This window comes from Paracoccus lichenicola (genome assembly GCF_009708075.1).
Taxonomy (GTDB): domain Bacteria; phylum Pseudomonadota; class Alphaproteobacteria; order Rhodobacterales; family Rhodobacteraceae; genus Paracoccus; species Paracoccus lichenicola.
Window position 1 is genome coordinate 1 of the sequence record NZ_WMBT01000016.1, and the last position, 26,269, is coordinate 26,269.

The 26,269-nt window shown below is 66.9% G+C and carries 24 protein-coding genes; 11 read left to right on the forward strand and 13 right to left on the reverse strand.

Features of this window, described 5'->3' with window-relative positions; genetic code table 11:
• The coding region (locus GIY56_RS15955) for a DNA-3-methyladenine glycosylase I (protein ID WP_196053664.1) at positions 1-612 on the reverse strand (612 nt) is incomplete at its 3' end.
• A 147-nt stretch (positions 613-759) separates the two neighbouring features.
• On the opposite strand from GIY56_RS15955, the gene GIY56_RS15960 reads away from it, so the two are divergent.
• From GIY56_RS15960 to phbB, 3 genes are all read left to right on the forward strand, one after another.
• Positions 760-1,530: an EAL domain-containing protein gene (locus GIY56_RS15960; RefSeq protein ID WP_154765890.1), complete on the forward strand. Its 771-nt coding sequence runs from the start codon at positions 760-762 to the stop codon at positions 1,528-1,530.
• A gap of 104 nt (positions 1,531-1,634) precedes the next feature.
• Positions 1,635-2,807 carry an acetyl-CoA C-acetyltransferase gene (locus GIY56_RS15965; RefSeq protein ID WP_154765859.1) on the forward strand — a complete coding sequence of 391 codons (1,173 nt, stop codon included), beginning with the start codon at positions 1,635-1,637 and terminating at the stop codon, positions 2,805-2,807.
• 83 nt (positions 2,808-2,890) lie between these two features.
• Positions 2,891-3,616 (forward strand): acetoacetyl-CoA reductase, encoded by a 726-nt coding sequence (gene phbB, locus GIY56_RS15970; RefSeq protein ID WP_154765860.1) that lies wholly within the window; start codon positions 2,891-2,893, stop codon positions 3,614-3,616.
• 71 nt (positions 3,617-3,687) lie between these two features.
• On the opposite strand, the gene GIY56_RS15975 is transcribed toward phbB, so the two are convergent.
• The 3 genes from GIY56_RS15975 to GIY56_RS15985 are packed head-to-tail and all read right to left on the reverse strand — an operon-like array spanning position 3,688 to position 4,873.
• Positions 3,688-3,852 (reverse strand): YdcH family protein, encoded by a 165-nt coding sequence (locus GIY56_RS15975; protein ID WP_154765861.1) that lies wholly within the window; start codon positions 3,850-3,852, stop codon positions 3,688-3,690.
• A 60-nt stretch (positions 3,853-3,912) separates the two neighbouring features.
• The gene (locus GIY56_RS15980) at positions 3,913-4,671 is read right to left on the reverse strand and encodes a tRNA1(Val) (adenine(37)-N6)-methyltransferase (protein WP_154765862.1); all 759 of its coding nucleotides are present in this window, start codon (positions 4,669-4,671) and stop codon (positions 3,913-3,915) included.
• Positions 4,664-4,873 carry a putative signal transducing protein gene (locus GIY56_RS15985; RefSeq protein WP_154765863.1) on the reverse strand — a complete coding sequence of 70 codons (210 nt, stop codon included), beginning with the start codon at positions 4,871-4,873 and terminating at the stop codon, positions 4,664-4,666. Before GIY56_RS15985 ends, GIY56_RS15980 begins: the two co-directional genes overlap by 8 nt.
• A 75-nt stretch (positions 4,874-4,948) precedes the next feature.
• Between GIY56_RS15985 and GIY56_RS15990 the strand changes: the two genes are divergently transcribed.
• The 4 genes from GIY56_RS15990 to GIY56_RS18900 all read left to right on the forward strand — a co-directional run bounded on the left by GIY56_RS15990 (position 4,949) and on the right by GIY56_RS18900 (position 12,410).
• Positions 4,949-5,950: a polyprenyl synthetase family protein gene (locus GIY56_RS15990; RefSeq protein WP_154765864.1), complete on the forward strand. Its 1,002-nt coding sequence runs from the start codon at positions 4,949-4,951 to the stop codon at positions 5,948-5,950.
• A 315-nt stretch (positions 5,951-6,265) separates the two neighbouring features.
• Complete coding sequence (locus GIY56_RS15995) at positions 6,266-7,669, forward strand: ammonium transporter (protein ID WP_230312574.1); 1,404 nt, start codon at positions 6,266-6,268, stop codon at positions 7,667-7,669.
• A gap of 161 nt (positions 7,670-7,830) precedes the next feature.
• Entirely contained in the window at positions 7,831-10,080 is a 2,250-nt protein-coding gene (locus GIY56_RS16000) for a transglycosylase domain-containing protein (RefSeq protein WP_154765866.1), read from the forward strand.
• Positions 10,081-10,970: 890 nt separating this feature from the next.
• Positions 10,971-12,410 (forward strand): calcium-binding protein, encoded by a 1,440-nt coding sequence (locus GIY56_RS18900; protein WP_196053665.1) that lies wholly within the window; start codon positions 10,971-10,973, stop codon positions 12,408-12,410.
• Between the two features lie 16 nt (positions 12,411-12,426).
• Here GIY56_RS18900 and GIY56_RS16010 read toward each other — a convergent pair whose 3' ends face one another.
• On the reverse strand, positions 12,427-13,023 hold the full coding sequence (locus GIY56_RS16010; protein ID WP_154765868.1) for an MlaC/ttg2D family ABC transporter substrate-binding protein: 597 nt from the start codon (positions 13,021-13,023) through the stop codon (positions 12,427-12,429).
• Positions 13,013-13,717 (reverse strand): MlaA family lipoprotein, encoded by a 705-nt coding sequence (locus tag GIY56_RS16015; RefSeq protein WP_154765869.1) that lies wholly within the window; start codon positions 13,715-13,717, stop codon positions 13,013-13,015. The genes GIY56_RS16010 and GIY56_RS16015 overlap by 11 nt, the downstream gene beginning before the upstream one ends.
• Positions 13,718-13,923: 206 nt before the next feature.
• On the opposite strand from GIY56_RS16015, the gene GIY56_RS16020 reads away from it, so the two are divergent.
• Together GIY56_RS16020 and GIY56_RS16025 are read left to right on the forward strand one after the other, a co-directional pair.
• Positions 13,924-15,675 (forward strand): type I secretion system permease/ATPase, encoded by a 1,752-nt coding sequence (locus GIY56_RS16020; protein WP_154765870.1) that lies wholly within the window; start codon positions 13,924-13,926, stop codon positions 15,673-15,675.
• On the forward strand, positions 15,672-17,177 hold the full coding sequence (locus tag GIY56_RS16025) for an HlyD family type I secretion periplasmic adaptor subunit (RefSeq protein ID WP_154765871.1): 1,506 nt from the start codon (positions 15,672-15,674) through the stop codon (positions 17,175-17,177). The genes GIY56_RS16020 and GIY56_RS16025 overlap by 4 nt, the downstream gene beginning before the upstream one ends.
• A 63-nt stretch (positions 17,178-17,240) precedes the next feature.
• Here the strand turns inward: GIY56_RS16025 and rnr are convergent, their stop codons facing one another.
• From rnr to GIY56_RS16045, 4 genes are read right to left on the reverse strand one after another with little or no spacing between them, the layout of a single operon-like run.
• Positions 17,241-19,484, reverse strand: a complete 2,244-nt coding sequence (gene rnr, locus GIY56_RS16030) for a ribonuclease R (RefSeq protein WP_154765872.1) — start codon at positions 19,482-19,484, stop codon at positions 17,241-17,243.
• Between the two features lie 11 nt (positions 19,485-19,495).
• On the reverse strand, positions 19,496-19,912 hold the full coding sequence (locus tag GIY56_RS16035) for a GNAT family N-acetyltransferase (RefSeq protein ID WP_154765873.1): 417 nt from the start codon (positions 19,910-19,912) through the stop codon (positions 19,496-19,498).
• The gene (gene dapE / locus GIY56_RS16040) at positions 19,909-21,045 is read right to left on the reverse strand and encodes a succinyl-diaminopimelate desuccinylase (RefSeq protein WP_154765874.1); all 1,137 of its coding nucleotides are present in this window, start codon (positions 21,043-21,045) and stop codon (positions 19,909-19,911) included. The genes GIY56_RS16035 and dapE overlap by 4 nt, the downstream gene beginning before the upstream one ends.
• A gap of 1 nt (position 21,046) precedes the next feature.
• Complete coding sequence (locus GIY56_RS16045) at positions 21,047-21,811, reverse strand: sulfite exporter TauE/SafE family protein (protein ID WP_154765875.1); 765 nt, start codon at positions 21,809-21,811, stop codon at positions 21,047-21,049.
• Positions 21,812-21,979: 168 nt separating this feature from the next.
• Here GIY56_RS16045 and GIY56_RS16050 point away from each other — a divergent pair, with 168 nt between their 5' ends.
• Together GIY56_RS16050 and GIY56_RS16055 are read left to right on the forward strand one after the other, a co-directional pair.
• Entirely contained in the window at positions 21,980-23,578 is a 1,599-nt protein-coding gene (locus GIY56_RS16050; RefSeq protein ID WP_230312577.1) for an acyl-CoA dehydrogenase family protein, read from the forward strand.
• Between the two features lie 80 nt (positions 23,579-23,658).
• Positions 23,659-24,132 (forward strand): META domain-containing protein, encoded by a 474-nt coding sequence (locus tag GIY56_RS16055; protein WP_154765877.1) that lies wholly within the window; start codon positions 23,659-23,661, stop codon positions 24,130-24,132.
• Here the strand turns inward: GIY56_RS16055 and recO are convergent.
• From recO to rarD, 3 genes are read right to left on the reverse strand one after another with little or no spacing between them, the layout of a single operon-like run.
• Positions 24,126-24,863: a DNA repair protein RecO gene (recO, locus tag GIY56_RS16060; protein ID WP_154765878.1), complete on the reverse strand. Its 738-nt coding sequence runs from the start codon at positions 24,861-24,863 to the stop codon at positions 24,126-24,128. The genes GIY56_RS16055 and recO overlap by 7 nt on opposite strands.
• Positions 24,864-25,295, reverse strand: a complete 432-nt coding sequence (locus GIY56_RS16065) for a VOC family protein (RefSeq protein ID WP_154765891.1) — start codon at positions 25,293-25,295, stop codon at positions 24,864-24,866.
• A 53-nt stretch (positions 25,296-25,348) separates the two neighbouring features.
• Positions 25,349-26,251, reverse strand: a complete 903-nt coding sequence (gene rarD, locus GIY56_RS16070) for an EamA family transporter RarD (protein ID WP_154765879.1) — start codon at positions 26,249-26,251, stop codon at positions 25,349-25,351.
• Between the last annotated feature and the right edge of the window lie 18 nt (positions 26,252-26,269).

Consider the following 26,269-nt stretch of genomic DNA (forward strand, 5'->3'; position numbering starts at 1 on the left):
AGGGGCTTGCTCATGGCCCACCAACGTATGAGCAGCGGTTTTGTCAGGCGCTCTAAGTGGCGCGTGGCGGTGGCAGGTCGTGAGGTGGTCGTTCACCATCCCCGTCGCCTGCATGAAGGCATAGGTGATCACCGGCCCGCAAAAGGCGAAGCCGCACGCTTTCAACGCCTTGGACATGGCCGTCGATTCGGGCGTGGCGGTCGGAACCTGCGTCATGCCTGCAAAGCGGTTCTGGATCGGCTGGCCGCCCACGAAGGACCACAGCCAGGGCGCGAATCCCCCCTGCGATTCGATCTCCAGGAACAGCCGCGCGCCCTTCACGGCCGATTCGATCTTGCCGCGATGGCGGATGATGCCGGGGTTTTGCAGGGCGCGGTCGATGCGCGCGCCGTCCCAGTGGGCCACCCGTTCGGGATCGAAGCCGTCGAATTCTTCGCGGAACGCTTCGCGCTTGCGCAGGATGGTGATCCAGGACAGCCCGGCCTGGAACCCGTCCAGCACCAGCTTTTCCCACAACGCGCGCCCGTCGCGTTCGGGCACGCCCCATTCGGTGTCGTGATAGGCGACATACAGCGGGTCGGTCCCGCACCAGGGACAGCGGTCGGTCATCATGTGTTAACCCTTAATCCAGAAACCCCTGCGCGTTTACGGCAAATTAGGCGATCATGGCTATCACGAAACACGGAATGATTGCGTGACAAGGGGCCAGACGTGACCAACACGAACCCGCCTGGAAAAGGCTCTCCGCTGGAATTTGCGATGGACCAGCAAAGCCGGCTGACCCTGCCATCGGTCCGGCTTGCGGTGGAAAAGGGAAACGGCGTGCTGGCCTTCCAGCCCGTCGTGCAGGCGCAACGGACCAACCGCCCGGCCTTTTACGAAGGGCTGATCCGCATCATCGACGATTCGGGGCGCATGGTGCCCTTGCGCGACTTCATGCCGGTGGCGGAAACCACCGAACTGGGACGGCAGATCGACTGCCTGGCCCTGTCGCTGGGCCTGAAGGCCTTGTCCGAGGATCCGTCGCTGCGGCTGTCCATCAACATGTCGGCGCGCTCCATCGGCTATCCCGAATGGATGCATATCCTGCGCGAAGGTGTCGCCGCCGATCCGCAGGCCGCCGAACGGCTGATCCTGGAAATCACCGAAAGCTCGGCCATGGGCCTGCCGGACGAGGTGAAATCCTTCATGCGAGAGGTGCAGCGCCATGGGATCAGCCTGGCGCTGGACGATTTCGGGGCGGGCTATACCTCGTTCCGGTATCTGCGCGATTTCTGCTTCGACATGATCAAGATCGACGGGCAGTTCATCCGGGAAATCTCGACCCATCCCGACAACCAGGTGCTGTGTCAGGCGCTGATGTCCATCGCCCATCACTTCGACATGTTCACCGTGGCGGAGATGGTGGAAACCGCCGACGACGCCAGCTTCCTGATCGACAGCGGCATCGACTGCCTGCAGGGCTATTACTTCGGGGCGCCGACCATCGCGCCGCCCTGGAAATCCCCGCCTTCGGTCGCGCTGCGATAAGGAACGGCTGCCCCTTTCGGGGGATGTCCTTGACGTTGCGGCACGAACCCGCATCCTAGCCCCGACTCGCCAGTGATCTGGCCTTGAGGGAAAGGGAGCCTGTCATGACCAAAGCCGTTATCGTTTCCGCCGCCCGCACCGCGGTCGGCAGCTTCATGGGATCGTTCGCCAATATCCCGGCGCATGACCTGGGGGCTGCCGTGCTGAAAGAAGTCGTGGCCCGCGCCGGGATCGACCCCGCCGAGGTCGATGAGACCATCCTGGGCCAGGTGCTGACCGCGGGACAGGGCCAGAACCCCGGCCGCCAGGCGCATATCAGGGCGGGCCTGCCGCAGGAGTCGGCGGCCTGGCTGATCAACCAGGTCTGCGGGTCGGGGCTGCGCGCCGTGGCGCTGGCCGCGCAGCAGGTGACCCAAGGCGATGCCAAGGTCGTCCTGGCAGGCGGCCAGGAAAGCATGTCGATGTCGATGCACGCGACCTATCTGCGCGCGGGGCAGAAGATGGGCGACATGCAGTTCATCGACACGATGATCCGCGACGGGCTGTGGGACGCGTTCAACAATTACCACATGGGCACTACGGCCGAAAACGTCGCGCACAAATGGCAGATCAGCCGCGACCAGCAGGACGAATTCGCCCTCGGCTCGCAGAACAAGGCCGAGGCCGCGCAGAAGGCGGGCCGCTTCGACGATGAAATCGTCGCCTTTACCGTCAAGACCCGCAAGGGCGACACGGTGGTGGACAAGGATGAATACATCCGCACGGGCGCGACCATCGAGGCCATGCAGAAGCTGCGCCCCGCCTTTTCCAAGGACGGCTCGGTCACTGCGGGCAACGCGTCGGGCCTGAACGACGGCGCGGCGGCGGTCATGGTGATGACCGAGGACGAGGCGAACCGCCGAGGCCTGACGCCCTTGGCGCGCATCGCATCCTATGCGACGGCGGGGCTGGACCCGGCGATCATGGGCACCGGCCCGATCCCGGCCAGCCGCAAGGCGCTGGAAAAGGCCGGCTGGTCCGTGGGGGATCTGGATCTGGTCGAGGCGAACGAGGCCTTTGCCGCCCAGGCCTGCGCGGTCAACAAGGACATGGGTTGGGATCCCGCCATCGTGAACGTGAACGGCGGCGCCATCGCCATCGGCCATCCCATCGGCGCATCCGGCGCGCGCGTCCTGAACACCCTTCTGTTCGAGATGAAGCGCCGCGACGCCCGCAAGGGCCTGGCCACGCTGTGCATCGGCGGCGGCATGGGCGTGGCCATGTGCATCGAACGATAGGCGATTTGGCGCGCAATGATATTGCGCGCCATCTGCTTGTCTTGTAGCAATATTTCAGGACCGATTTTTAAGGGGGAGGATCAATGTCCAGGGTTGCACTTGTCACCGGGGGGTCGCGCGGCATCGGCGCGGCGATTTCAAAGGCGCTTCAGGATGCGGGCTATACCGTCGCCGCCACCTATGCGGGCAACGACGAGGCCGCGCAGGCCTTTACCGGGGAAACCGGGATCAAGACCTATAAATGGTCGGTCGCCGATTACGACGCCTGCGCGGCCGGTATCCGGCAGATCGAGGAGGAGCTTGGCCCGATCGCCGTGCTGGTCAACAACGCGGGCATCACGCGCGACGCGATGTTCCACAAGATGACGCCGCAGCAGTGGAAAGAGGTGATCGACACCAACCTGACCGGCGTCTTCAACATGACCCATCCGGTCTGGTCGGGGATGCGCGACCGCAAGTTCGGGCGGATCATCAACATCAGCTCGATCAACGGGCAAAAGGGTCAGGCGGGGCAAGCGAATTACTCGGCGGCCAAGGCGGGCGACCTGGGCTTCACCAAGGCGCTGGCGCAGGAAGGCGCGCGGGCGGGCATCACCGTCAACGCGATCTGCCCCGGCTATATCGCGACCGAGATGGTCAAGGCCATCGACGAAAAGGTGCTGGCCGAAAGGATCATCCCGCAGATCCCGGTGGGCCGCCTGGGCGAGCCTGAGGAGATCGCGCGCACGGTGGTGTTCCTGGCCTCGGACCAGGCGGGCTTCATCACCGGATCGACCATCACCGCGAACGGCGGGCAGTATTTCGCCTGAGGCGATGCGGCAAAAGACCACGGCCCGCGCAGATCGCGCGGGCCGCCTTGAAAGGGTCACCGTTCAACAGGTCAGTGTGACAGTCGGGAAATCTCTTCCTTGATCCGAAGTTTTTCGCGCTTCATGGCCTTGATCTGCATGTCGCTGGATCCAGGGCTTCTTTGTTCTTTTTCAACGGCATCGGAAAGCACCTGGTGTTTCTTGCGCAGTTCCTCGACATGGGAAGCAACCGACATCGCGTTCTCCTGTATAGGTTGAATCGAACAGAAGGATTGCAGCACAGGCTTTCGATTCTGTCACGAGACTTTTGCAAACAAGGGCACCAGTGGCGAACCGTTGCGCAGAACCGCCGCCGCGGCCTCGGTCAGGTCTTCCCGGTCGCCCGCATGGGCCGGTTCGCGATGCATGACAAAGGTCGCCAGCAGCCGCAGCGGCCCTCGCGCGCCCTTGGTCGCCTGCACGATCACCCGCCCGGCGTCGCGCCCCGCGCGCCCCGCGACGGGCAGGATCGCAACCGATCCGGCGCGCGCGCCCAAGGCGGCCAGGATAACGTCCAGCCGGTCGGCCCGCTGGATCAGCGTCACCACCCCTCCGGGCCGCAACCGGCGCAGGCCCGCGTCGATCCAGGCGGCCAGCGGCGTGTCCTCGCGGCGCGCCATGGCCCGGCCCCCGTCCGGCGCCGCCGTCCCGCCCAGGAAATACGGGGGATTGGCGATGACATGGTCGAAGACCTGCGCCCGCAACTCGGCCGGCGGGCGGGCCACGTCGCCGGTCAGCACCTCCATGGCGATGCCGTTCGCCGCGGCATTCCGCCGCGCCAGGTCGGCATAATCCGCCTGCCACTCCAACCCCGCCAGCCGCAGCCCCGGCACCCGCCAGCCCAGGCACAGGCTGGCGACCCCGGCCCCGCATCCCAGTTCCAGCACCGCCTGGCCCGCGACCGTCGGACAGGCCGCCGCCAGCATCACCGCGTCGGCCCCTGACCGGAAACCGCGTCGGGGCTGCGCCACCCGCAGCCGCCCGTTCAGGAAGCCGTCGCAGGAAAGGTCACTCATCCAGGCCGGCATCGCGCAGGATGGCGCGGGCCATGAATTCGTCGCGGTCCGCCACCATCAGCCGCTGCGGCAGGATGCCCAGCGATCCTTCCAGCACGCTCATGTGCTGGTCCATGGGGAATGCGGGGATGCCCTCGTCCTCTAGCAGGGTCAGGGCGCGGGACATGCGGACGGGATCGTTGCTGCGGAAAAGCTCTTTCATGGGCGAAACGCTAGGCGGCGGTTGCGCAAAAGTCGAGGGCGTGGCAAGGGACGGGCGCGTCAAGGGGGCAAGGCCATGGGTGTGCAGGAAAACGTCCACAAACCGCTGGACCGGCTGGCAGAGGCGCTGAGCGCCGAGATGGAGGCGGTGAACGCCCTGATCCGCGACCGGATGTCCAGCGAACACGCCCCCCGCATCCCCGAGGTGACGGCCCATCTGATCGAGGCGGGCGGCAAGCGGCTGCGGCCCATGCTGACGCTGGCCGCCGCGCGGATCATAGGATACGGCGGCCCCTATCACATCCACCTGGCCGCCACGGTCGAATTCATCCACACCGCGACCCTGCTGCATGACGACGTGGTCGATGAAAGCCGCCAGCGGCGCGGGCGGCCCACGGCGAACCTGCTGTGGGACAACAAGTCCAGCGTGCTGGTGGGCGACTACCTGTTCGCGCGCAGCTTCCAGCTGATGGTGGAACCCGGCAACCTGCGCACGCTGGAGATCCTGTCGAACGCCGCCGCCACCATCGCCGAGGGCGAGGTGCTGCAACTGACCGCTGCCCAGGATTTGCGCACGGACGAAGGGGTCTATCTCAAGGTCGTGCGCGGCAAGACCGCCGCGCTGTTTTCCGCCGCGACCGAGGTGGGCGGCGTCATCGCGGGGGCAAGCCCCGATCAGGTTCGGGCGCTGTTCGATTACGGCGACGCCCTGGGGATCAGCTTCCAGATCGTCGATGACCTGCTGGATTACGGCGGGGCCACGGAAACCATCGGCAAGAACGTGGGCGACGATTTCCGCGAACGCAAGCTGACCCTGCCGGTCATCAAGGCGGTCGCGAAAGCCAGCCCCGAGGAACGCGCCTTCTGGTCGCGCGTCATTGAATCGGGCGACCAGCGCGACGGCGACCTGGACCACGCCCTGTCCCTGCTGGCCCGCCACGGCGCGATGGAGGCCGCGCGCGCCGACGCCCTGCGCTGGTCCGCCACGGCCAAGGCGGCGCTGACCAGGCTGCCCCCCCATCCGATCCGGGACATGCTGGCGGACATGGCCGATTTCGTGGTCCGCCGGGTCGCCTGAGGCGCTGTCCCGCTGGGGCAGGCCCCGGCAAAGACCGTGAACCATGCAGACCTGCCGCAACAGGCCGCCCCGGGCTTGGCCCTGGCCTTTGCTCGCCAATTCAGGGCTTTCGCTGAAAGCGATGCACGGCAGGCGGGTGCCCCTCAGACATGGGTTGCCTGTATTTCATGCGGCAGCCGTTCATGAAGCCTGGAAATCGGGCAATCCGCGTCTGGCCCTTTCCTCAGCCTGCCTGAAGCCTGTGCAAGACCGCCAAAGCCCCCCATCAGAAGGCATCGGCGGCGCGACCGGTGCCGCGTTGAAGGGGAATCGATGATGAAAAGGGCTGCTCCCTTTGTTGCAATGGCCGCGATGCTGCTCGCGGTGCCCAGTTTCGCGCAGGACGCCGTTGTCGCGGTCGAGGCTGCCGCTCCGGTCCCGGACAAGGGCGACACGACCTGGATGCTGATCTCGGCCATCCTGGTGATGATGATGACCCTGCCGGGCCTGGCGCTGTTCTATGGGGGCCTCGTGCGGGCCAAGAACATGCTGTCGGTGCTGATGCAGGTGCTGTCCGTGTTCAGCCTGATGGTGATCCTGTGGGTGGCCTTCGGATATTCGCTGGCCTTCACCGGCGCGGGCACGGCCGAGGACGTGACCTTCTTCACCCCCTATGTCGGCGGGTTGTCCAAGATGTTCCTGGGGGGCGTCACCACCGCGTCCAACATCGAGGGCTTCAGCGCGGGCGTGGTGATCCCCGAACTGTCCTTCGTGATCTTCCAGATGGCCTTCGCCTGCATCGCCTCGGCCCTGATCGTGGGCGCCACGGCGGAACGGCTGAAGTTCAGCGCGATCCTGCTGTTCGTGGTGATCTGGTTCTTCTTTTCCTATATCCCGATGGCCCACATGGTCTGGTGGTGGGGCGGGCCGTCCGCCTATGACGCGCCTTCGGGGCTGCTGTTCAGCCATGGCGCGCTGGACTTCGCGGGCGGCACCGTGATCCACATCAACGCGGGCGTGGCCGGCCTGGTCGCCGCGATGGTCGCGGGTCCCCGCCTGGGCTACAAGAAGGAACTGCTGGCCCCGCACAACCTGTCCTTCACCCTGGTGGGCGGCTGCCTGCTGTGGATCGGCTGGTTCGGCTTCAACGCCGGGTCGAACCTGGAAGCCAACGGGTTGACCGCCCTGGCCATGATCAACACCGCCGTCGCCACCGCCGCGGGCGTGCTGGCCTGGTCCTTCGGCGAATGGGCCTTCCGCGGCCATCCCAGCCTGCTGGGCGGCATCTCGGGCGCCATCGCGGGCCTGGTGGGCATCACCCCGGCGGCGGGCTTCGTGGGTCCCATGGGCGCCATCGCCATCGGCCTGGTCGCGGGCCTGCTGTGCATGTGGTTCGTGATCAGCATCAAGCCGCGCATGGGCATCGACGACAGCCTGGACGTGTTCGGCATCCACGGCATCGGCGGCATCGTCGGCGCGATCCTGACGGGCGTCTTTGCCGCGCCGTCCCTGGGCGGAACGGGCGTGTTCGATTACGGCGCGAATGCGGTGGCTGAATTCTCGATGGGCGGGCAGGTTTACAATCAGGCACTCGGCGTGGTGATCGCGATCCTCTGGTCGGGCGTGGTGTCCTTTGTGGCCGTCCACATCGTCAAGGCGCTGATCGGGCTGCGCGTGGCCGACACCGAAGAACGCCAGGGCCTGGACATCACCACCCACGGCGAAAACGCCTACAACTGAGGCGCCCTGCAACCCCGCAAAGGCCCGGCATCGCTGCCGGGCCTTTTCCATGCGCAAATCACGGGTTGGTCAGGGTAATTCCCCCCGGGCGATTCTTGCTGTAGGGTGGCGCGCAATTCGGCCGGATAACGGCCTTGGGCAGTCACGCAGGCATCCGACGCATGAAACGACCGACCGGCACCCCGAAGCGCACGGGCCGCAGCCCCGTTGCCGACAAGCGCACGCCCCCGGCCGAGGCGAAACCGCAGGTCCGCCGCTACAAGGCGCCCCGGCGCGGCAATGTCGTGGTCCGCACCGTCGCGGGCACCGTGGGCCTGGTCTGGCGCATCCTCTGGGGGTCGGCCTGGCGCCTTGCCATGGTCATGGTCCTGATCGTGGGCGGCGCCACCGCCTATTTCTATGCCAGCCTGCCCGAACCCGAGGCGCTGTTCGACGCCCGCGCCCGCGGCTCCGTCACCATGCTGGACCAGGACGGCAAGGTCTTCGCCTGGCGCGGCGAGACCTATGGCGCCGTCACCGGCGACAAGATCGCCCCGGTCCTGAAGCAGGCCGTGATGGCGACCGAGGATCGGCGCTTCAACTGGCACTTGGGCGTCGATCCGGTCGGCATCGCCAGCGCCATCAAGATCAACATGGCCGAAGGCCGCGGCCCGCTGGAGGGCAATGGCGGGTCCACCATCACCCAGCAGGTCGCGAAGCTTCTGTGCCTGGGCGACACCTTCGACCCGATCCGCTGGAAGAACGAGGCCGAGTTCGAGCAGGACTGCCGCGTCACCAGCCTGTGGCGCAAGATCAAGGAAGTCCCCTATTCCTTCGCGCTGGAAGCCAAGTATTCCAAGGACGACATCCTCAGCATCTACATGAACCGCTCCTACATGGGCGGCGGCGCGCGCGGGTTCGAAGCGGCAAGCCAGCGGTATTTCAACAAGCCCGCCTCCGACGTGACCGCGTCCGAGGCCGCGATGCTGGCGGGCCTGTTGCAGGCCCCCAGCTATTTCGCGCCGACCGCGAACCTGAAGCGCAGCCAGGAACGCGCCAATGTCGTCCTGGGCCTGATGGGCGAGGAAGGCTACCTGTCCGAGGAGGAGGTCGCCCAAGCCCGCGCCAACCCCGCGCGGCTGTCCCAGGCGGCCGCGGCGCGGGCGGGCGGTTACTTCGCCGACTGGGTGATGGAATCCGGTCCCGGCTTCCTGACCAGCGAAACGACCGAGGACGTGACGATCCGCACCACCTTCGACCCGCGCATCCAGACGGCGGCGGAACGGGCGCTGAAGCGCATCTTCGACGAAAAGGTCAGCGACAACTCCAAGGCCGAGGCCGCGGTGGTCGTGATGTCCGCCGACGGCGCCGTGCGCGCGATCATCGGCGGACGCGACACCACCGTGAACGGCGCCTTCAACCGCGCCGTTCAGGCCAAGCGCCAGACCGGGTCCTCCTTCAAGCCCTTCGTCTATGCCGCCGCCCTTGAGGCAGGCTACGGTCCCGGCGACCGGGTCGAGGACGGCCCGCTGACCATCCGCATCCCCGGCGGCAAGCCCTGGTCGCCCCAGAACTATACCCGCCGCTATTACGGCAACGTCACGCTGACCACCGCGCTGAAGCAGTCGCTGAACACCGCCACCATCCGCCTGCAGGAAACCGTGGGCCGCGACGCGGTGCGCCGCATCGCCCACGACTTCGGCATCGTCAGCAACCTGACCACCAGCCCCTCGCTGGGCCTTGGCGCGTCCGAGGCAACGCTGATGGAACTGACCGGCGCCTATGCGGGCATCCGCAACGGCGGCACCTCGGTCGCGCCCTATGGGCTGGTGGAACTGCGCATCGCGGGTGACGACCAGCCGCTGATGGGCCAGGCGGGCGGGATGGGCGCGCGGGTCATCAGCCAGCGCGCGGCGGGCCAGCTGATCTACATGATGCAACAGGTGATCGACAGCGGCACCGGCACCCGCGCCAAGCTGGGCAGCCGTCCCGTCGCGGGCAAGACCGGCACCACCAGCAGCTATCGCGACGCCTGGTTCGTGGGCTTTTCCGAACAGTATGTCGTGGGCGTCTGGATGGGCTATGACGACAACACGCCGCTGAAGGGCGTCACCGGCGGCGGCCTGCCCGCCGAGATCTGGCAGGCGGTCATGTCCGACATCCACGAAGGGTTGCCGGAGCTGCCCCTGTCCACGGTGTCCCCCGACGGCAGCGGCATCCTGCTGTCGAACGAGGGCGCGCCGAGGGTCGTGACCTCGGGGTCGGCGGACGATCCCCTGGCGGCGGCGCTTGCGGGGGCGGTCAATTCGGCCAATCCGGGCGGGGGCGCGCCGACCCAGGTGACGGCGCCGCAGATCCCGGGCGACAGCAGCACGGCGAGTTCGGACGATGCGCTGAGCCGGGCGTTGAACGGGATCCTGGGGGAGAATTAGTTACTATGCACTGCAACCTTTGGGAGACTGCAAAGCCTTACCAATCCTGCTAAAGCATGACTTTAGTACTTTATCGTTGCCACGAACCACATTTTAATAGAATAGAGACTCTATGCTATGAAGTTGATAGGGTTGCAGCGACTAACCTTACTTCTGTCTTGGTAAGCTAAGTTTTAGCTTATCCGCGTCATCCTATTTGCGGAACTTGAAGGTGTCAGTAGATGTCTAGTACTCCACAGATCGATCTTACCAATTTGCGCCTCCCGACGAAAATTGACCTTTCTGCAGGAAATACTTTAGTTTCTTATTCCGCCGAAGTGGAAGCAATTTGGGGAATTGAGTCGGTTATTATATGGTTCGATAGGGATCTGAGGTATAATTTTTCTTTTTCTGATAGTTCAAGCCCCTACTATAATTATAATCTTTTAATTGTATCCGATAGCTATCATGACAATGCAGAAGACGCAAGTGTTACCACGAGCCGGTTCCATCATTCTACAAATACCAACGGTGATGTAGATATCGTTGAGGTTGTGGTCAAAGATAAAGCTGGTTACGAGCGCACTTACACAACGGACGAACTTCGCGAGTTGGGATTCGATACGTCATTTGAAATAGTAGGCGGTTTGAATTTTGTTCCGACAACCTATGCAATGCTTTCTGTTCCCGACGTAATTAACCTTCGCGAAGGTGAGGGTCTTGCCGTTACTCTCAGCTTCCTGGGGCTGACCAGCCATAGTGCAAGCTGGACCTACTATACGACCACTCAGGGCGGAACCGCTGGAGCCGCCGACATAGGCGCACTATCCGGCAGCGGTTCTTTCTACGTCAGCAGCACTTTCCCAACGACCGAACAGGATTTCTTCACCGTATCGGCTGCCCGAGATGGCATGAAGGAAGGCACAGAAACCGCCTATCTGGTCGTGGACCTGGGGTATAGCTCTGTCAGCTTCCAAGACGGCGGCAGCCTGAAGGTCATCGAAATCCGCATCCTTGACGATAACCTGACCACCGGCGGCACCGGGAACGACATCCTTCGCGGCACAAGCGCGGCCGAGGTTCTGACGGGCGGCGCGGGTAACGACATCTACCATCTGACCCCCGGCGACCAGGTGGTCGAACTGGCGAGTGGCGGCACCGATACCGTCAACGCCAGCTTCACCCACATCTTGGCCGGAAATGTCGAGAACCTGATCCTGACCGGCAACGCCGCGATCAACGGGATCGGCAACCTGCTGGCCAACCGCCTGACCGGGAACGAGGCGGCGAACCAGTTGGTGGGCGGCTTGGGGATGGACAGCCTGTTCGGGAACGGCGGCAACGACACCCTGTCGGGCGGCACCGATGGCGACCTGCTCGACGGCGGGATCGGGAACGACTGGCTGGATGGCGGCGCGGGCGCCGATACCCTGCGCGGCGGGACCGGCGATGATGTCTATGTCCTGGACAGCACGGCGGACGTGATTTCCGAATACTGGAACCAGGGCACCGATACGGTCCGCGCCTCGATGGGCGCAACCCTGGGCGTTCAGGTGGAAAACCTGGTCCTGCTGGGCACGGCCAATCTTTGGGGGACGGGCAACACCCTGCACAACGTCCTGACCGGCAATGCGGGCGCGAACAGCCTGGATGGCGGGGCGGGCAACGATACGCTGGCGGGCGGCGAGGGCGGCGACTGGCTGAACGGCGGCGCGGGCATCGACCTGCTGCGCGGCGGGGCAGGCAACGACACCTATGTCCTCGACAACCCCGGCGACCTGGTGGCCGAGGCGGCGGGCCAGGGCACCGACACCGTGCGGTCAAGCGTAACCGTCCAGCTGTCGGCCAATGTCGAAAACCTGATCCTGACAGGGAATGCCGCCATCAACGGGACGGGCAATGCGCTGAACAACAGCCTGACCGGCAATGCGGCGGCCAACCAGCTTGTCGCGGGCGGTGGAAACGACATCCTGAACGGAGCCGCTGGCCAGGACATGCTGACTGGCGGGACCGGAACGGACGTGCTGTCGGGCGGCTTGGACGCCGCGCGCGACGTGTTCGTCTTCAACGCCCTGTCGGACAGCACCGGGGGCGCGGGCCGCGACCGCATCCTGGACCTGCGCAGCGGCGTGGACGACATCGACCTGCGCGCCCTGGACGCGAATACGCGGATCGCCGGCAATCAGGCCTTCGACTTCTCGGGTGCGGCGGCCGACGCCAATGCGGTCTGGTATGTCAAGGCGGGCGCGAACCTGATCGTCCGCGCCGATGTCAACGGCGACCGTGTGGCGGATTTCGAGGTCGCCGTCATGGGCCAGGCTGGCCTTGGCGCGAGCGACTTCCTGCTGTGATCCCCTCGCAGGCGGCCTACCCCGCCGCTTGCAAATCCGCCGTCAGTGCCGCCAGATCCCCCCGCCGCGCGGTCAGCATCGCGCTGATCTCGGCACGTTCGCTGGCCAGCATGTTCACGCCCTCGATGATGATGTTGAAGAACCTGTCCTGGCCCGACTTGTTCGACACGTGCCATTCGACCTCCATCGGGGCGCGGCCGTTCAGATAGGCGACCGAGGTGACGGCGTAGAAGCTTTTCAGCGGGCGCGCGCCCGTCACCTCGATCCTGGAGCCGACGAACTCGCGGAACCGCTTGCCGTATTTGCGGCCGATATAGCCCTGGAAGGCCCGGGTATAGCCCGCCAGCGCCGCCGGATCGGCCTGCCGCGCGGCGGGACCAAGGGCGGATCGGGCGATCACGTCCACATCGGCATAGCGCACGAAGATCGATTCGAAATCGCGATACATCTGCGCCGGGGGCTGGCCCGAGTTGATGACCCGGTAAACCTCGCCCAGGGCGGTGTCGATCAGCGCGCGGGCCTGACCGGCATCCAGGGACCAGCCGCGCACCGGCGCCAGCGTCAGCGCCGCGGCGCCCAGCAGCGTCAGGAAGCCGCGCCGGTCATTCGGCATAAGGGTCGATGGCACCGCCTGCTGCAGCCTCGGCATATGGGTCAATCTCGGTTCCCCCTTCGTTCAGTTCGTGGCGGCGGTGCATCAGATAGATCAGCCGCAGTTGCGCATAGCTATCCGCACTGTCCTGCAGGACGCTATCCACCGTGTCGTCGAAACGCGCCCGATCACCGGCTTTTGAGGCCGCGCGTAGGCCAAAAGCCGCCCATGCCGCATCGCGGTTCAGGACATGATACAGGGGGTCGATGACCAGATCCACGACCTTGCCCGCCGCATCCCGCTGGGTCGATGGCCCCAGGACCGGCAGTTCCAGATAGGCGCCCTCGGGCACGCCCCAGACGGCCAGCGTCTCGCCGAAATCGGTGTCATGCTCGGGCAGGCCGAAGTCGCGGCCGGCCGGGTCGAACAGGCCACCCATTCCCAGCGTCGTGTTGACGGCAAAGCGGAAAAAATTCTTGATCGCGGGTTCTGGACGGCCTTGCAGCAGGCTGTTCGCGACCTTGCCGGGCAGCGACAGGTTGGCGCCTGCGTTGATCACCGGATCCATCGCGCCCGGCCCGCCCGCCGCATCGTCCCCGCCCGATGCCAGCCGGGCGACCGGCCCGATCACGCGGGCGTCCACGGCCTTGTTGAAGACATGGACGCGGCGATTTTGCGCCTCGAAGGGGTCGTTGACTTGGATGCCGTCCTGCATCACAGGCTTCGACGCGCAACCCGCCAAGGCCAGGAAAAGGGCCAGCGGGGCGGCAAGGGACAAGGGGCGCAAAGGATCTCCTAACCTTTTGGACGTAGGACGGGTATAGGAATCTCTCAGGATTCGGGTCGCGGCACGTGGCTTCGGAATACTGGTGCGCAGGTCCGGCAGCAAGGCCGCCGGGCAGACGACAAGGAATGTGACAGATGAGCAGACCGCCTGTTTTCCAGGATGGAGCAAAGGAATTGCGCAGCGCGCGCGCCGCGGGGCTGCCGCTGTTCGGGGCGGTCGCGCTGTTTTCCGCCGTGGTGAACATGCTGATGCTGACCGGGCCGCTGTTCATGCTGCAGGTCTATGACCGCGTGCTGGCCTCGCGCTCGGTCGAGACGCTGACGGCGCTGTTCGTGCTGGTGGTGTTCCTGTTCCTGTTGATGGGCTTCATCGACTTCATCCGCACCCGCGTGATGCAGCGGATCGCCGCCCGCTTCCAGGACCGGATGGAAGGGCGCGTCTTCACCGCCGCCCTGCGCGAGGGGGCGATTTCGGGCGACGAATCGGCGGCCGCGGCCAGCGGGATGCGCGACCTGGACGCAGTCCAGCGGCTGATCGCCTCGCCCGTGCTGCTGGCGGCCTTCGACCTGCCCTGGGCGCCGCTGTTCCTGGCTGCCGTCTATATCTTTCATCCGCTGCTGGGCGTGGTGGCGACGGTGGGCGGGGCGATCCTTGTTCTCACGACGATGGCCAACCGGTCGCTGACCAAGGTGCCCCTGCAACAGTCGAACGTCGCGTCGGCGCAGGCGCAGCGCATGGCGGATCTGTATCGCGACGAGGGCGAGGTGATCGGCGCCCTGGGGATGCGCAGCGCCACCTATGCCCGCTGGCGCAAGGCGAGGTCCGAGGCGCAGGACCAGGCGGTGCGCGGCGCCGACCTGTCGTCGGGCTTCACGGTCTTTTCCAAGAGCTTCCGGTTGTTCCTGCAAAGCGCGATGCTGGCCGCGGGTGCCTGGCTGGTGCTGCGACAGGCGGTGACGCCCGGCGCGATGATCGCCAGTTCCATCATGATGGGCCGGGCGCTTGCCCCGGTCGAACAGCTTGTCGGCGGCTGGCCCGCCGTGCAGACCGCGCAGGATGCCTGGGACCGGCTGGCCCGGCTGCTGTCGCGCCAGCCCGCGCAGGTCACGCACACCCCCCTGCCCCGCCCCGAGGCCACGATCGAGGTGCGCCAGCTGTCCGTCGCGCCTCCGGGGCAGAACGTGGCGACGGTGCGCGGCCTGTCGTTCAGTCTGGCACCGGGCCAGGCGCTTGGCGTGATCGGGCCTTCGGGGGCGGGCAAGTCCACGCTGGCCCGCGCGCTGATCGGGGCCTGGCCGGTCGGCGCGGGGTCGATCCGCCTGGGGGGCGCGACGCTGGACCAGTACGACCCGGACGTGCTGGGCAACCTGATCGGCTATCTGCCCCAGCAGGTGACGCTGTTCGACGGCACCATCGCCGAGAACATCGCCCGGCTTGCGCCCGAACCCGACCCGGCCCGCGTGGTGCGCGCGGCGCAGGCGGCGGCGGCGCATCAGATGATCCTGGATCTGCCGCAGGGCTATGACACGCGGATCAGCCAGGCGGCGGGGCGCCTGTCGGGGGGGCAGATCCAGCGGATCGGGCTGGCCCGCGCGCTTTATCCCGACCCGGTGCTGCTGGTCCTGGACGAGCCGAACTCGAACCTGGACAACGAAGGCTCGATGGCGCTGAACGCGGCGATACGCCGGGTCAAGGCGCAGAACGGCTGCGTCATCATCATGGCGCACCGGCCCGCCGCCATCAACGAATGCGAACTGCTGCTGGTCATGGAACAGGGCATCCGCCGGGCCTTCGGGCCGCGCGACAAGGTGCTGCAGGAAATGGTGCAGAATTCGCAGCAGATCCTGAAATCGCAGGAAACCGGCCGCACGGGGGGCGTGTCATGAGCGACGAGACGAAAAAGCCCGACGAGGGCCAGACCCCCCCGCCGCGACCCTCGGGCATCCAGACCGGCATCCTGTCCAGCCGCATCGGCGCCCCGGTCGAGGGACCGATCCCCGGCCCGGCCCCGCGTCCCGCAGCCGCCGCGGCCCCCGCCCAGCCGGCGCCTCCGGTCCAGCCGCCTGCGCCGCCCAGGCCGATCGCCCCGCCCGATGCGGGCCGCTGGTCCGTGCGCGGCACCCTGCTGACGGGTCTGGTCGCCATCGGGGTGCTGCTGGGGGGCTTTACCTTCTGGGCGATGCAAAGCCGGATCGCGGGCGCGGTGGTCGCCTCGGGCCAGGTCGAGGTCGAACAACAGCGCCAGGTCGTCCAGCACCCTGACGGCGGCGTGGTCGAGGAGATCCTGGTCAAGGACGGCCAGACGGTCGAGGCGGGCCAGCCCCTGATCCGTCTGGACGGCAACCTGTTGCGCACCGAACACGCCATCGTCGAGGGGCAGTATTTCGAGATCCTCGCCCGCCGCGGCAGGCTGGAGGCCGAGCGTGCGGATGCCGGAACGATGCAGTTTCCGGACGAACTGTTGGCCACTGCCGAAGGGAATGCCGATCTGCAAGCCCTGATCGACGGCCAGCGCAGCCTGTTCGAAACCCGCCGCGACACGCTGCGCCAGTCGATCGAGCAGCTGGAAAAGCAATCCGAACAGGTCCGCCAGCAGGTCGAGGGCATCGACGCGCAGATCGTCGCCCTGAACCGCCAGCGCGACCTGATCGGCGAGGAACTGGTGGACCAGCAATCCCTGCTGGATCGCGGCCTGGCGCAGGCGTCCCGCGTGCTGGCCTTGCAGCGCGAGGCGGCAAGCCTGGACGGCCAGGTGGGCGAGCTGAAGGCCAGCCGCGCCGCGGCCGAGACGCGGCAAACGGAACTGGACATCCAGCGCCTGCGCCTTGGCGCCGAACGCCGCGAGGAAGCGGAAACCGAACTGCGCGACCAAGGCTATCGGGAACTGGAACTGGCCGAGCGCCGCCGCAGCCTGATCGAGCAGATCAACCGCCTGGACATCCGCGCGCCTGCCGCCGGCATCATCTACAACATGCAGGTGACGACGCCCCGGTCGGTCGTCCGGCCCGCCGATCCGGTCCTCTATGTGATCCCGCAGGACCGCCCGCTGGTCGTCAGCGCGCGCCTGGCCACGATCAACGTCGATGAGGTGCAGGTGGGCCAGCCGGTGGTGCTGCGCTTCTCGGCCTTTTCGTCCCGCACCACGCCGGAGATCGACGGGGTTCTGGGCCGGGTGTCGGCGGACGCGATGGTCGATGAGGCGACGCGGATGCCCTATTACCGGGCCGAGGTGACGATCCCCGCCGACCAGCTGGCCAAGCTGGGCGATCTGGTCTTGGTGCCCGGTATGCCGGTCGAGGTTTATATCCAGACCGGCGAGCGCAGCCCGATGGCCTATCTGATGAAGCCGCTGGCGGATTACTTCAACCGGGCTTTCCGGGAGAGTTAAGGAAGCGGGGGACCAGTCCCCCGCGCCCCCTGGGATATTTGGGCCAAGGCAAAAGCCGCAGGGCTATTTCTTGCGGCGGCGCTTGGTCGCGCGCTTGATCTCGGCCAGGCGGGACTTGGTGGGCATGGGCCGGGGGCTGCGGCCGCGGCGGCCCTTTTGCGGGCCGCGCGGCAGTGGCTGGCCGTCCAGTTCCAGAAGGTCCAGCGTCAGGCCGCCGGTCATCGGGATCGCCTCGGCCAGCCTGACGGTGACGCGCTGGCCCAAGCCGATCTCCAGCCCCGTGTCGCTGCCGATCAGCATATGGGCGTCCGGGTCGAAATGGAAATATTCCTGCCCGATCGCACGGATCGGCAGCAGCCCGTCGGCGCCGGTTTCGTCCAGCTTGACGAAAAGACCGAATTTCTGGACGCCGCTGATCCGGCCGGTCATCTCGGTCCCCACGCGTTCGGACAGGAAGGCTGCCAGATAGCGGTCGGTCGTGTCGCGCTCGGCCGCCATGCTGCGGCGTTCGGTTTCGCTGATATGGGTCGCGGTTTCCGACAACCGCTCCATGTCCTGGGGCGACAGCCCGTCCTTGCCCCAGCCATGCCCGGTAATCAGCGCACGATGCACGACCAGGTCGGAATAGCGGCGGATGGGCGAGGTGAAGTGCGCATAGCTTTTCAGCGCCAGACCGAAATGGCCGAAGTTTTCCGGGTGGTAATAGGCCTGCGTCATCGACCGCAGCGTACTGATGTTGATGAGTTCGTCGAAATCGGTGCCCTCGGACTGGGCCAGCAGGCGGTTCAGGTGGCTGGTGTGCAGCACCTGCCCCTTGGCGAGGGTAAAGCCCGAGGCCTGGGCCACCTCGCGCAGCGCGTCGATCTTGGCGAGGCTCGGTTCCTCATGGACGCGGAACAGCAGGGGGCGCTGGCGGCGGGTCAGTTCCTCGGCGGCGGCGACGTTCGCCAGCACCATGAACTCCTCGATCAGGCGGTGGGCGTCGAAGCGTTCGCGGAAGTTGACCGATTTCACGCGGCCGTCCGGGGTCAGTTCGATCCGGCGTTCGGGCAGGTCCAGATCCAGCGGCTGGCGGCGGGCGCGGGCTTCCTTGAGCAGGCCATAGGCGTGCCACAGGGGCCGGATCACGCTGTCCATCAGCGGTTCCGTTTGCGCATCGGGATTGCCGTCCGCCGCCGCCTGGGCCTGCTCATAGGACAGCGAGGCGCGGCTGTGCATGGTGCCGCGGTGGAAATTGTGGCTGATCTTGTTGCCTTGCGCGTCCAGCCGCATCCGCACGGCGATCACCGGGCGGTCCACGCCTTCGTGCAGCGAACACAGATCCGCCGACAGCGCCTCGGGCAGCATCGGCACCACCCGGTCGGGGAAATAGGTGGAGTTGCCGCGCAGCCAGGCCTCGCGGTCCAGGGCGGAGCCGGGGGTGACGTAGTGGGCCACGTCGGCGATGGCGACCCAGATGGTGGCGCCGCCGTCGTCCTCGACATGGGCAGCCACCGCGTCGTCATGGTCGCGCGCGTCCGAAGGGTCGATGGTCACAAGGGGCAGGTCGCGCAGATCCTCGCGGCCCTTCATGGTAGCGGGCTTGGCCCCTTCGGCCTCGGCGATCACGGCGTCGGGGAAATCGTCGGGGATTCCGTGCTGGTGGATGGCGATCAGGCTGACGGCGCGCGGGGCGGACGGGTCGCCCAGCCGATCGATGATCCGCGCCATCGGCAGGCCCAGGCGGCCCTTGGGACCGATCTGTTCGGCCTGCACCAGTTCGCCATTCTGCGCGCCAAGGGTCGCGTCGGGGCGGACGCGCCATTCCTTGTCCTGGCCCTTGTCGATGGGGACGATGCGGCCGCCTTCGGCTTCCTTGCGGAAGATGCCGGTGATGCGGTGGGGGGCTGCGGTGATGCGGCGGATCAGGCGGGCCTGGTATTGGTAATCCTCGCCCAGAACCTCGACCAGGCGGCCCAGGAAGCGGTCGCCGCGGCCAAGCGCGGGGTCGCTGTCGCGGGGGGCGTAGTGGATGCGCGGCATCGGGCCGTCGCCGTGCCATTCCAGCGGGCGCGCGAACAGGTCGCCCGAGCCGTCGGGCGGCAGCAGTTCCAGCACCGCGACCGGGGGCAGGCGTTCGGCGTCCAGGTAGTGACGGCGGCGGCGCTCCAGCTGGCCCTCGCCCTCAAGCTCCTTCAGCAGGCGCTTCAGCTCGATCCGTTCGGCGCCCTTGATGCCGAAGGCCTTGGCGATGTCGCGCTTGGAATTGGCGTCGGGATGTTCCGCGACCCATTCCATGATCTGTTCCTTGCTGGGGATCTGGGCCATGCGTCGGTCCTTCAAAGCTCGCGGGTCATGTCACGATGCGGGATCCCCGCGTCGTCGTAAACCGGGCCGTATGCGACAAAGCCCAGCTTTTCGTAAAAGCCCAAGGCATGGGTCTGCGCGCCCAGCTTGGCCCGCGTGATCCCCGGCTGGACCCGCAGCACGTCAAGCGCCGCCCGGATCAGCGCCGCGCCCAGGCCCGCGCCGCGCGCGGCGGGCAGCACGCAGACGCGGCCGATCTTGCCCGTATTGCCCGACAGCAGGATGCGTGCGCTGCCGATCGGCTGGCCGTCCCGCGTGGCCAGCAGGTGGATGGCCTCGTTGTCTAGGCCGTCGATCTCGCGGTCCTCGGGGACGCCCTGTTCGTGGATGAAGACAGTGCGGCGCAGGGCCAGGCAGGCGGCGAGGTCGGTGGTCGGTTCGATCTTCATGCGAAATAGTTTTCCAGAATCCGCTGGTAGATGGTCTTGAGCTGCCGGACCTGCGCCACGGGCACGCGTTCGTTCACCTGATGCATATAGGCGCCGACCAGGCCGAATTCGACCACCGGGCAGTGGTTCTTGATGAAGCGCGCGTCGGATGTGCCGCCGGTGGTGGACAGGACCGGCTGGCGGCCCGTTTCCTGCGCGACCACGCCCCGGACCAGATCGACGAAGGGACCGGGTCGGGTCAGGAAGGCCTCTCCGCTGACTTGGGCCTGCAAGGTCAACGTCACGCCCGTGGCCTGCGCGATGCGGGCCGCGCGGGCGGTCAGGTCGGCTTCCAGGCTGGCCGCCGTGTGCAGGTCGTTGAAGCGGATGTTGACCACCGCCTGCGCCGATTCCGGGATCACGTTGGACGCCGGGTTGCCGCAGTCGATGCTGGTGATCTGCAAGCCGGTCGGGTCGAAATGGTCTGTCCCGTGGTCCAGCGGCGCGGCGATCAGGTCGCTCAGATAGGCCGTCAACGCGTGCAGCGGGTTCCTGGCCTTGTGCGGATAGGCCGCGTGGCCCTGCACGCCCCGCGCGGTGACGGTGAAGGTCACGGACCCGCGCCGGCCGATCTTCATCATCTCGCCCATCACCTCGGGGTTCGACGGCTCGCCCACGATGCAGGCGTCCATGTGTTCGCCGTTCTGCTCCATCCAGTCGAGGATCGCGGTGGTGCCGTCGCGGGACGGGCCTTCCTCGTCCCCCGTGACGGTCAGGATCACCGCGCCGTCGGGGGGCGTCTCGCGCACGAAGTCGATGGCCGCAGTGACAAAGGCCGCGACGCCGGATTTCATGTCGGTCGCGCCCCGGCCCCAGATGATGCCGTCTTCGGTGTGGCCGCTGAAGGGGGGATAGGTCCAGGACCCCAGGTCGCCGGGCGGCACGACATCGGTATGGCCGTTGAAGCCGAAGCTGCGCGCGCCTTTTGCGCCCCAGCGGGCGAACAGGTTGGGCGTGCCGTTGCGATCCACGCGGTGGACCTGAAAACCCGCATCCGCCAACAGGTCGCCCAGCAGGACCAGGGCGCCGGCTTCGCTTGGCGTGACCGAGGGGCAGCGGATCAGGCGGGCGGTCAGGTCGGCGGCGTCACACATGTCAGATCCAGTCGAAGAAAGCGCGGCGGGCAAGGTTCAGGCCGGTGATGACCAGCAGGATCAGCGTCCAGTGGCGGAAGACCGCGGCATCCATGCGGTCCTGCAAGGCGAATCCCGCCAGCATCCCGCCGAAGGCCGGGACGCACAGCGCCGCCGACAGGGGGATGGTCTGCGCGTTCAGGATGCCGGACGCCAGATGCGCCGCCGTCAGCCCCGCCGCGCCCAGGAAGAACACCACGCCCTGCACGCGGACCTGTTCCTGCTTGGGCACCCCCAGCGACAACAGCAGCACGACCAGCGGCGGTCCCCAGATGCCGGAAATGCCGCCGTAAAGGCCGCCGATGATGCCCGTTCCGATCTCGGCCCGGCGGCGGTGGCGGATGGGCAGCGCCAGCGGGCGGCCCGCCAGTTGCCACAAGGCGAAACCCAGGATCGGCACGCCCAGCAGCGCATACATCAGCCCCTGCGGGATCGACCGCGCCAGGCCCGCCGAGATCATCAGGAAGACCAGCACCATGGCGATGTGCCAGCGGAAATCGCGGATCGACTGCATCGCGGCGGCGGGGCCTTGGCGCAGCGCCTGGTGGATGTTCGTGGTCAGCACCGGCAGGATCAGCGCCGCCAGCGCCGTCTGCGGCGGCAGGATCGAGGCGAAGGCCGAGGCCATGATCAGCGGCATGGCGAATCCGATGGCGCCCTTCACGAAGCCCGCAAAGGCCGTGACGGCGAAGATCGTCCAGAATTGCCAGGGATCCAGTCCAAACATGCGCACCACGCTAAACGCGCGGGCGGGAAATGGAAATGCCGCTTGGCCCGGCATCGTGCCCGACATTTTCGTTCTCGCAAAGGGTGACATGCGCATAATTGTTGCGCTGCGTTTGCGAAGGCGCTACCCATGCCGCAATGCCGCAAAAGGGTCGAATCCATGAAAGACATGCCGCACCACACCGACGCCGTCCTGTCCGAACTGGCCGACCTGCAGGCCCGCGCGACCGAATCCCTGCGCGCCATGGTCTCGCCCCAGGGCAAGCTGGACCCCGAGGCGCTGGAGCGTTACCAGCACGCGGCCCATGCGCTGTCCTGGCTGGCGACCTATGTCGAGGCGTTGCGCCAGCTTGCCGCCTGGTCGGGCCGCGTGGGCGGGGACATCGAAGGCCTGATCACCCGGATCGGCTTTGGCGAATACCTGACCCAGATCGCGGGCGGCATCCCGATGAGCCAGACGGAATTCGCCCGCCTGTCCGACCTTGGCCTGGACTGGCAACCGTCTGACGCGGCCCGCGCGCTGATGGCGGGCAACACGCCTGACGCCCGCGCCCGGCTGGCCGCGCTGATGGCCGACGCCAAGGGCAGCGCGACCTTTGGCGCGACCGGCCTCGACGAGGATCTGGAGATGATCCGCGACCAGTTCCGCCGCTGGTCCGACGACAAGGTCGTCCCCCATGCCCATGGCTGGCACCTGCGGGACGAGCTGATCCCAATGGAGATTATCCAGGAGTTGGCCGAATTGGGCGTCTTCGGCCTGACCATCCCCGAGGAGTTCGGGGGCCTCGGCCTGTCCAAGGCCGCGATGGTCGTGGTCAGCGAGGAACTGTCGCGCGGCTATATCGGCGTGGGTTCCCTGGGAACGCGCAGCGAGATCGCCGCCGAACTGATCCTGGGCGGCGGGACCGAGGCACAGAAGGCGCATTGGCTGCCGCGCCTGGCGTCGGGGGAAATCCTGCCCACGGCGGTCTTTACCGAACCCAACACCGGCAGCGATCTGGGCAGCCTGCGCACCCGCGCGACCCTTGACGGCGACACCTGGACCGTCACCGGCAACAAGACCTGGATCACCCATGCCGCGCGCACCCATGTGATGACGCTGCTGGCCCGCACCGATCCCGACACCACCGATTACCGGGGCCTGTCGATGTTCCTCGCCGAAAAGACGCCGGGCACGGACGAAAATCCCTTCCCCACCCCCGGCATGACCGGCGGGGAAATCGAGGTGCTGGGCTATCGCGGCATGAAGGAATACGAGCTTGGCTTCGACGGGTTTCAGGTCAGCGCCGAAAACCTGCTGGGCGGCGTCACAGGCCAGGGCTTCAAGCAGCTGATGCAGACGTTCGAATCCGCGCGCATCCAGACCGCCGCCCGCGCCATCGGGGTCGCGCAGAACGCGCTGGACCTGGGCCTGCAATATGCCCTGGACCGCAAGCAGTTCGGCAAGCCGCTGATCGCATTCCCCCGCGTCGCCGACAAGCTGGCCATGATGGCGGTCGAGATCATGATCGCCCGCCAGCTGACCTATTTCAGCGCTTGGGAAAAGGACCACGGCCACCGCTGCGACCTGGAGGCCGGGATGGCGAAACTGCTGGGCGCGCGGGTGGCCTGGGCCAGCGCCGACAACGCGCTGCAAATCCATGGCGGCAACGGCTTTGCGCTGGAATATCCCGTCAGCCGGGTGTTGTGCGATGCACGCATCCTGAATATTTTTGAAGGGGCAGCGGAAATTCAGGCCCAAGTGATCGCCCGGCGGCTGTTAGGCTGATCGCGTTTCGTCTAGGGTGCTGCAACCAAAGCGGTTTTGCCGCATTCCCGTTCGACGATCGCCCACAGGAGTTATCCCACATGCCCCGCCTTGCCCGACTTGGCACATTCGGCGCACTGACCGCCGCAGCATTCGCCCTTGCCGCCTGCGAACCGACGCCCCCCGTGTCGCCGGACGATCGCGGCTTCATCCCGGGCGGCGATTACGCCCTGGTCGGCATGGACGGCGCGACCGTGCCCCTGCGCAACATGACGCTGACCATCGCGGAAAGCAGCGTGTCGGGCCGCGGCCCCTGCAACGGCTATGGCGCCAAGAACAACGCGGAACTGCCGCTGGTCGCGCTGTCGCCCCTGCAAAAGACCAACGTGCCCTGCGGCAAGAACACCACCATCGAGAACCGCTTCTTCTCGGTCCTGCAATCCGCGACCGAGATGGAATACTACGGCGGCGTGCTGAAGGTGAAATCGCCCCTGACCTGGCTGATCTTCGAGCGCGGCGTCACCGGGGCGCAGGCCCAGGTCACGGCGGTCGATCAGGCGCGGGCGGGTCAGTAAGCGTTTCCCGGCTGGCCGCGCGCCAGCCGGTCCACAAGACGCTGGCGGGCGGCCGGGACCGGGCGGCCCACCAGTTCCCCGGCGATGCGCGCGGTCAGGAAATGCCCGGTGATCGCCAGCCCCTCGGCCAGGTCCTGCCCGCGATTGTCCCCTGCCCCGCCCAGGATGCCCGGCAAGGGCAGCAGCCGGTCGGCCCATTCGCCTGCCCCCTCGCGGCTGACGGCGCGGCCCGATTTCGGGCTGACATAGGCCAACCCCTCGGACGCGCCCGTCACGACGCAGGATGACAGGTCCAGGCCGAAGCCCATCTCGTCCAGCAGCCGCATTTCCCAATGCAGGTAATCGGCGCCCCAGTCGGCGCCGGTTTCCATCAGATCCAGCAGGCGTTCGGTGTCGCGCGCCAGGACCGGATGGGGATCGCGTTCGGGCAGCGCGAAGACCAGCAGCGAACAGACCGCGTTCAGCCCGGCCAAGGCCAGCGGATCGGCCATCAGGCCGGACCGCAGGCGCAGCGGTTCCACGGCGAAGGTGCCAAGCTGGTCGTCGCGGCGCGCCCGCCAGCGCAGATCCAGCCGCGATCCCGGTTGCAGCATCGCCGCGCGCTTTTGCGACACGCCGCCGGGCACCAGGCCCGAATGGCGGCCGTGCAGGTCGGTCAGAACGTCCAGGATCACCGCCGTTTCCCCATGCGGGCGGCGGGCAAGGACGGTGCCTTCGGCCTGCCACTCCATTCAGGCGGGGGGCAGGGTCAGCGACCCGTCGGGGGACAAGGGCCAGAAGGGGTTGGTGGCGATTTCCCAGACATGCCCGTCGGGATCGGCGAAATATCCCGAATACCCGCCCCAGAAGACCTTTTCGGGCCGCTTCAGCACCGTGGCACCCGCGCCAATCGCCGCCTGGAACACCGCATCGGTTTCGGCGTCATCCACGCAGTTCTGCGCCAGCGTGACCGCGCCGGTCCCCAGAACCGCGCCGGGCCGGCCCTGATCGGCGGCCAGATCGTCGCGTCCGAACAAGGCCAGCACAGCGCCGTTCATCTGATAGAAGGTCACGCCAGGTTGGGATGCGCCATGCGGCATCCAGCCCCAGCCTTCATAGAACACCCGCGCGCGGTCCATGTCGGCGACGCCCAGGGTCACAAGCGTGATGCGTTGGATCGGCAGGGCCATGGCAACCTCCTGCCGTCAACTTGGCACGCGGCCGTGGCGGTGCCAAGCTATTCGGTGACGCGGCGGGGACCTTGCAGCAGGGACAGGGAATAAAGGACAAGCGCGGCCCAGATCATCGGGAAGGCGATCATCTGCGCGGTCCCGAACGGCTCGCCGAAGACCAGCACGGCGGTCAGGAAGATCATCGTGGGCGCGATGTATTGCAGGATGCCGATGGTGGACAGGCGCAGTTCCTTGGCCGCCGTGGCATAGCAGATCAGCGGCACGGCGGTGACGGGGCCGCAGCCGATCAGCAGGATCGTGTCCCACCCGCTGCCCGCCGCGAAATGCGACTGCCCACTGGCCGTCAGCCAGACGACATAGACAAGCGCCGGGGGCGTCAGCAGCAGCACCTCCAGTGTGAAGCCCTGGGTCGGTCCCAGCGGCAGGCTTTTCTTGCAATAGGCGTAAAGCCCCCAGGTCAGCGTCAACCCGATCGCCACCAGCGGCAACCGGCCGATCTGCACGGTCAGCACCACCACCGCCAGCGCGGCCAGGGCAATCGCCGCGACCTGCGCCCGGCTGAGGCGTTCGCGCAGCAGCGTCGCCCCCATCAGCACGCTGAACAGCGGATTGATGTAATATCCAAGCGCCGCGTCCAGCGCGTGGTCGTTGCCCACCGCCCAGACATAGATCATCCAGTTCACGGAAATCAGCGCCGCAGTCACCACCGCCATCGCCAGCAGGCGCGGCTGGCGCAGGGCGCCCGCGACCTCGGCCCAGCGGCGCTGCAACAGCAGCACGGCCAGCGCGATGGGCAGCGACCACAGCACGCGGTGGGCGATCACCTCGGTCGGAGGGACATGGGCCAGCTGCTTCATGAACAGCGGCAGGAACCCCCACAGGACATAGGTCGCGGTGGCCAGGACCAGGCCGCGCAGGGAATCACCGGATGGGGGCGTGTCGTTCATGGCGCTTGCATAGGCTGC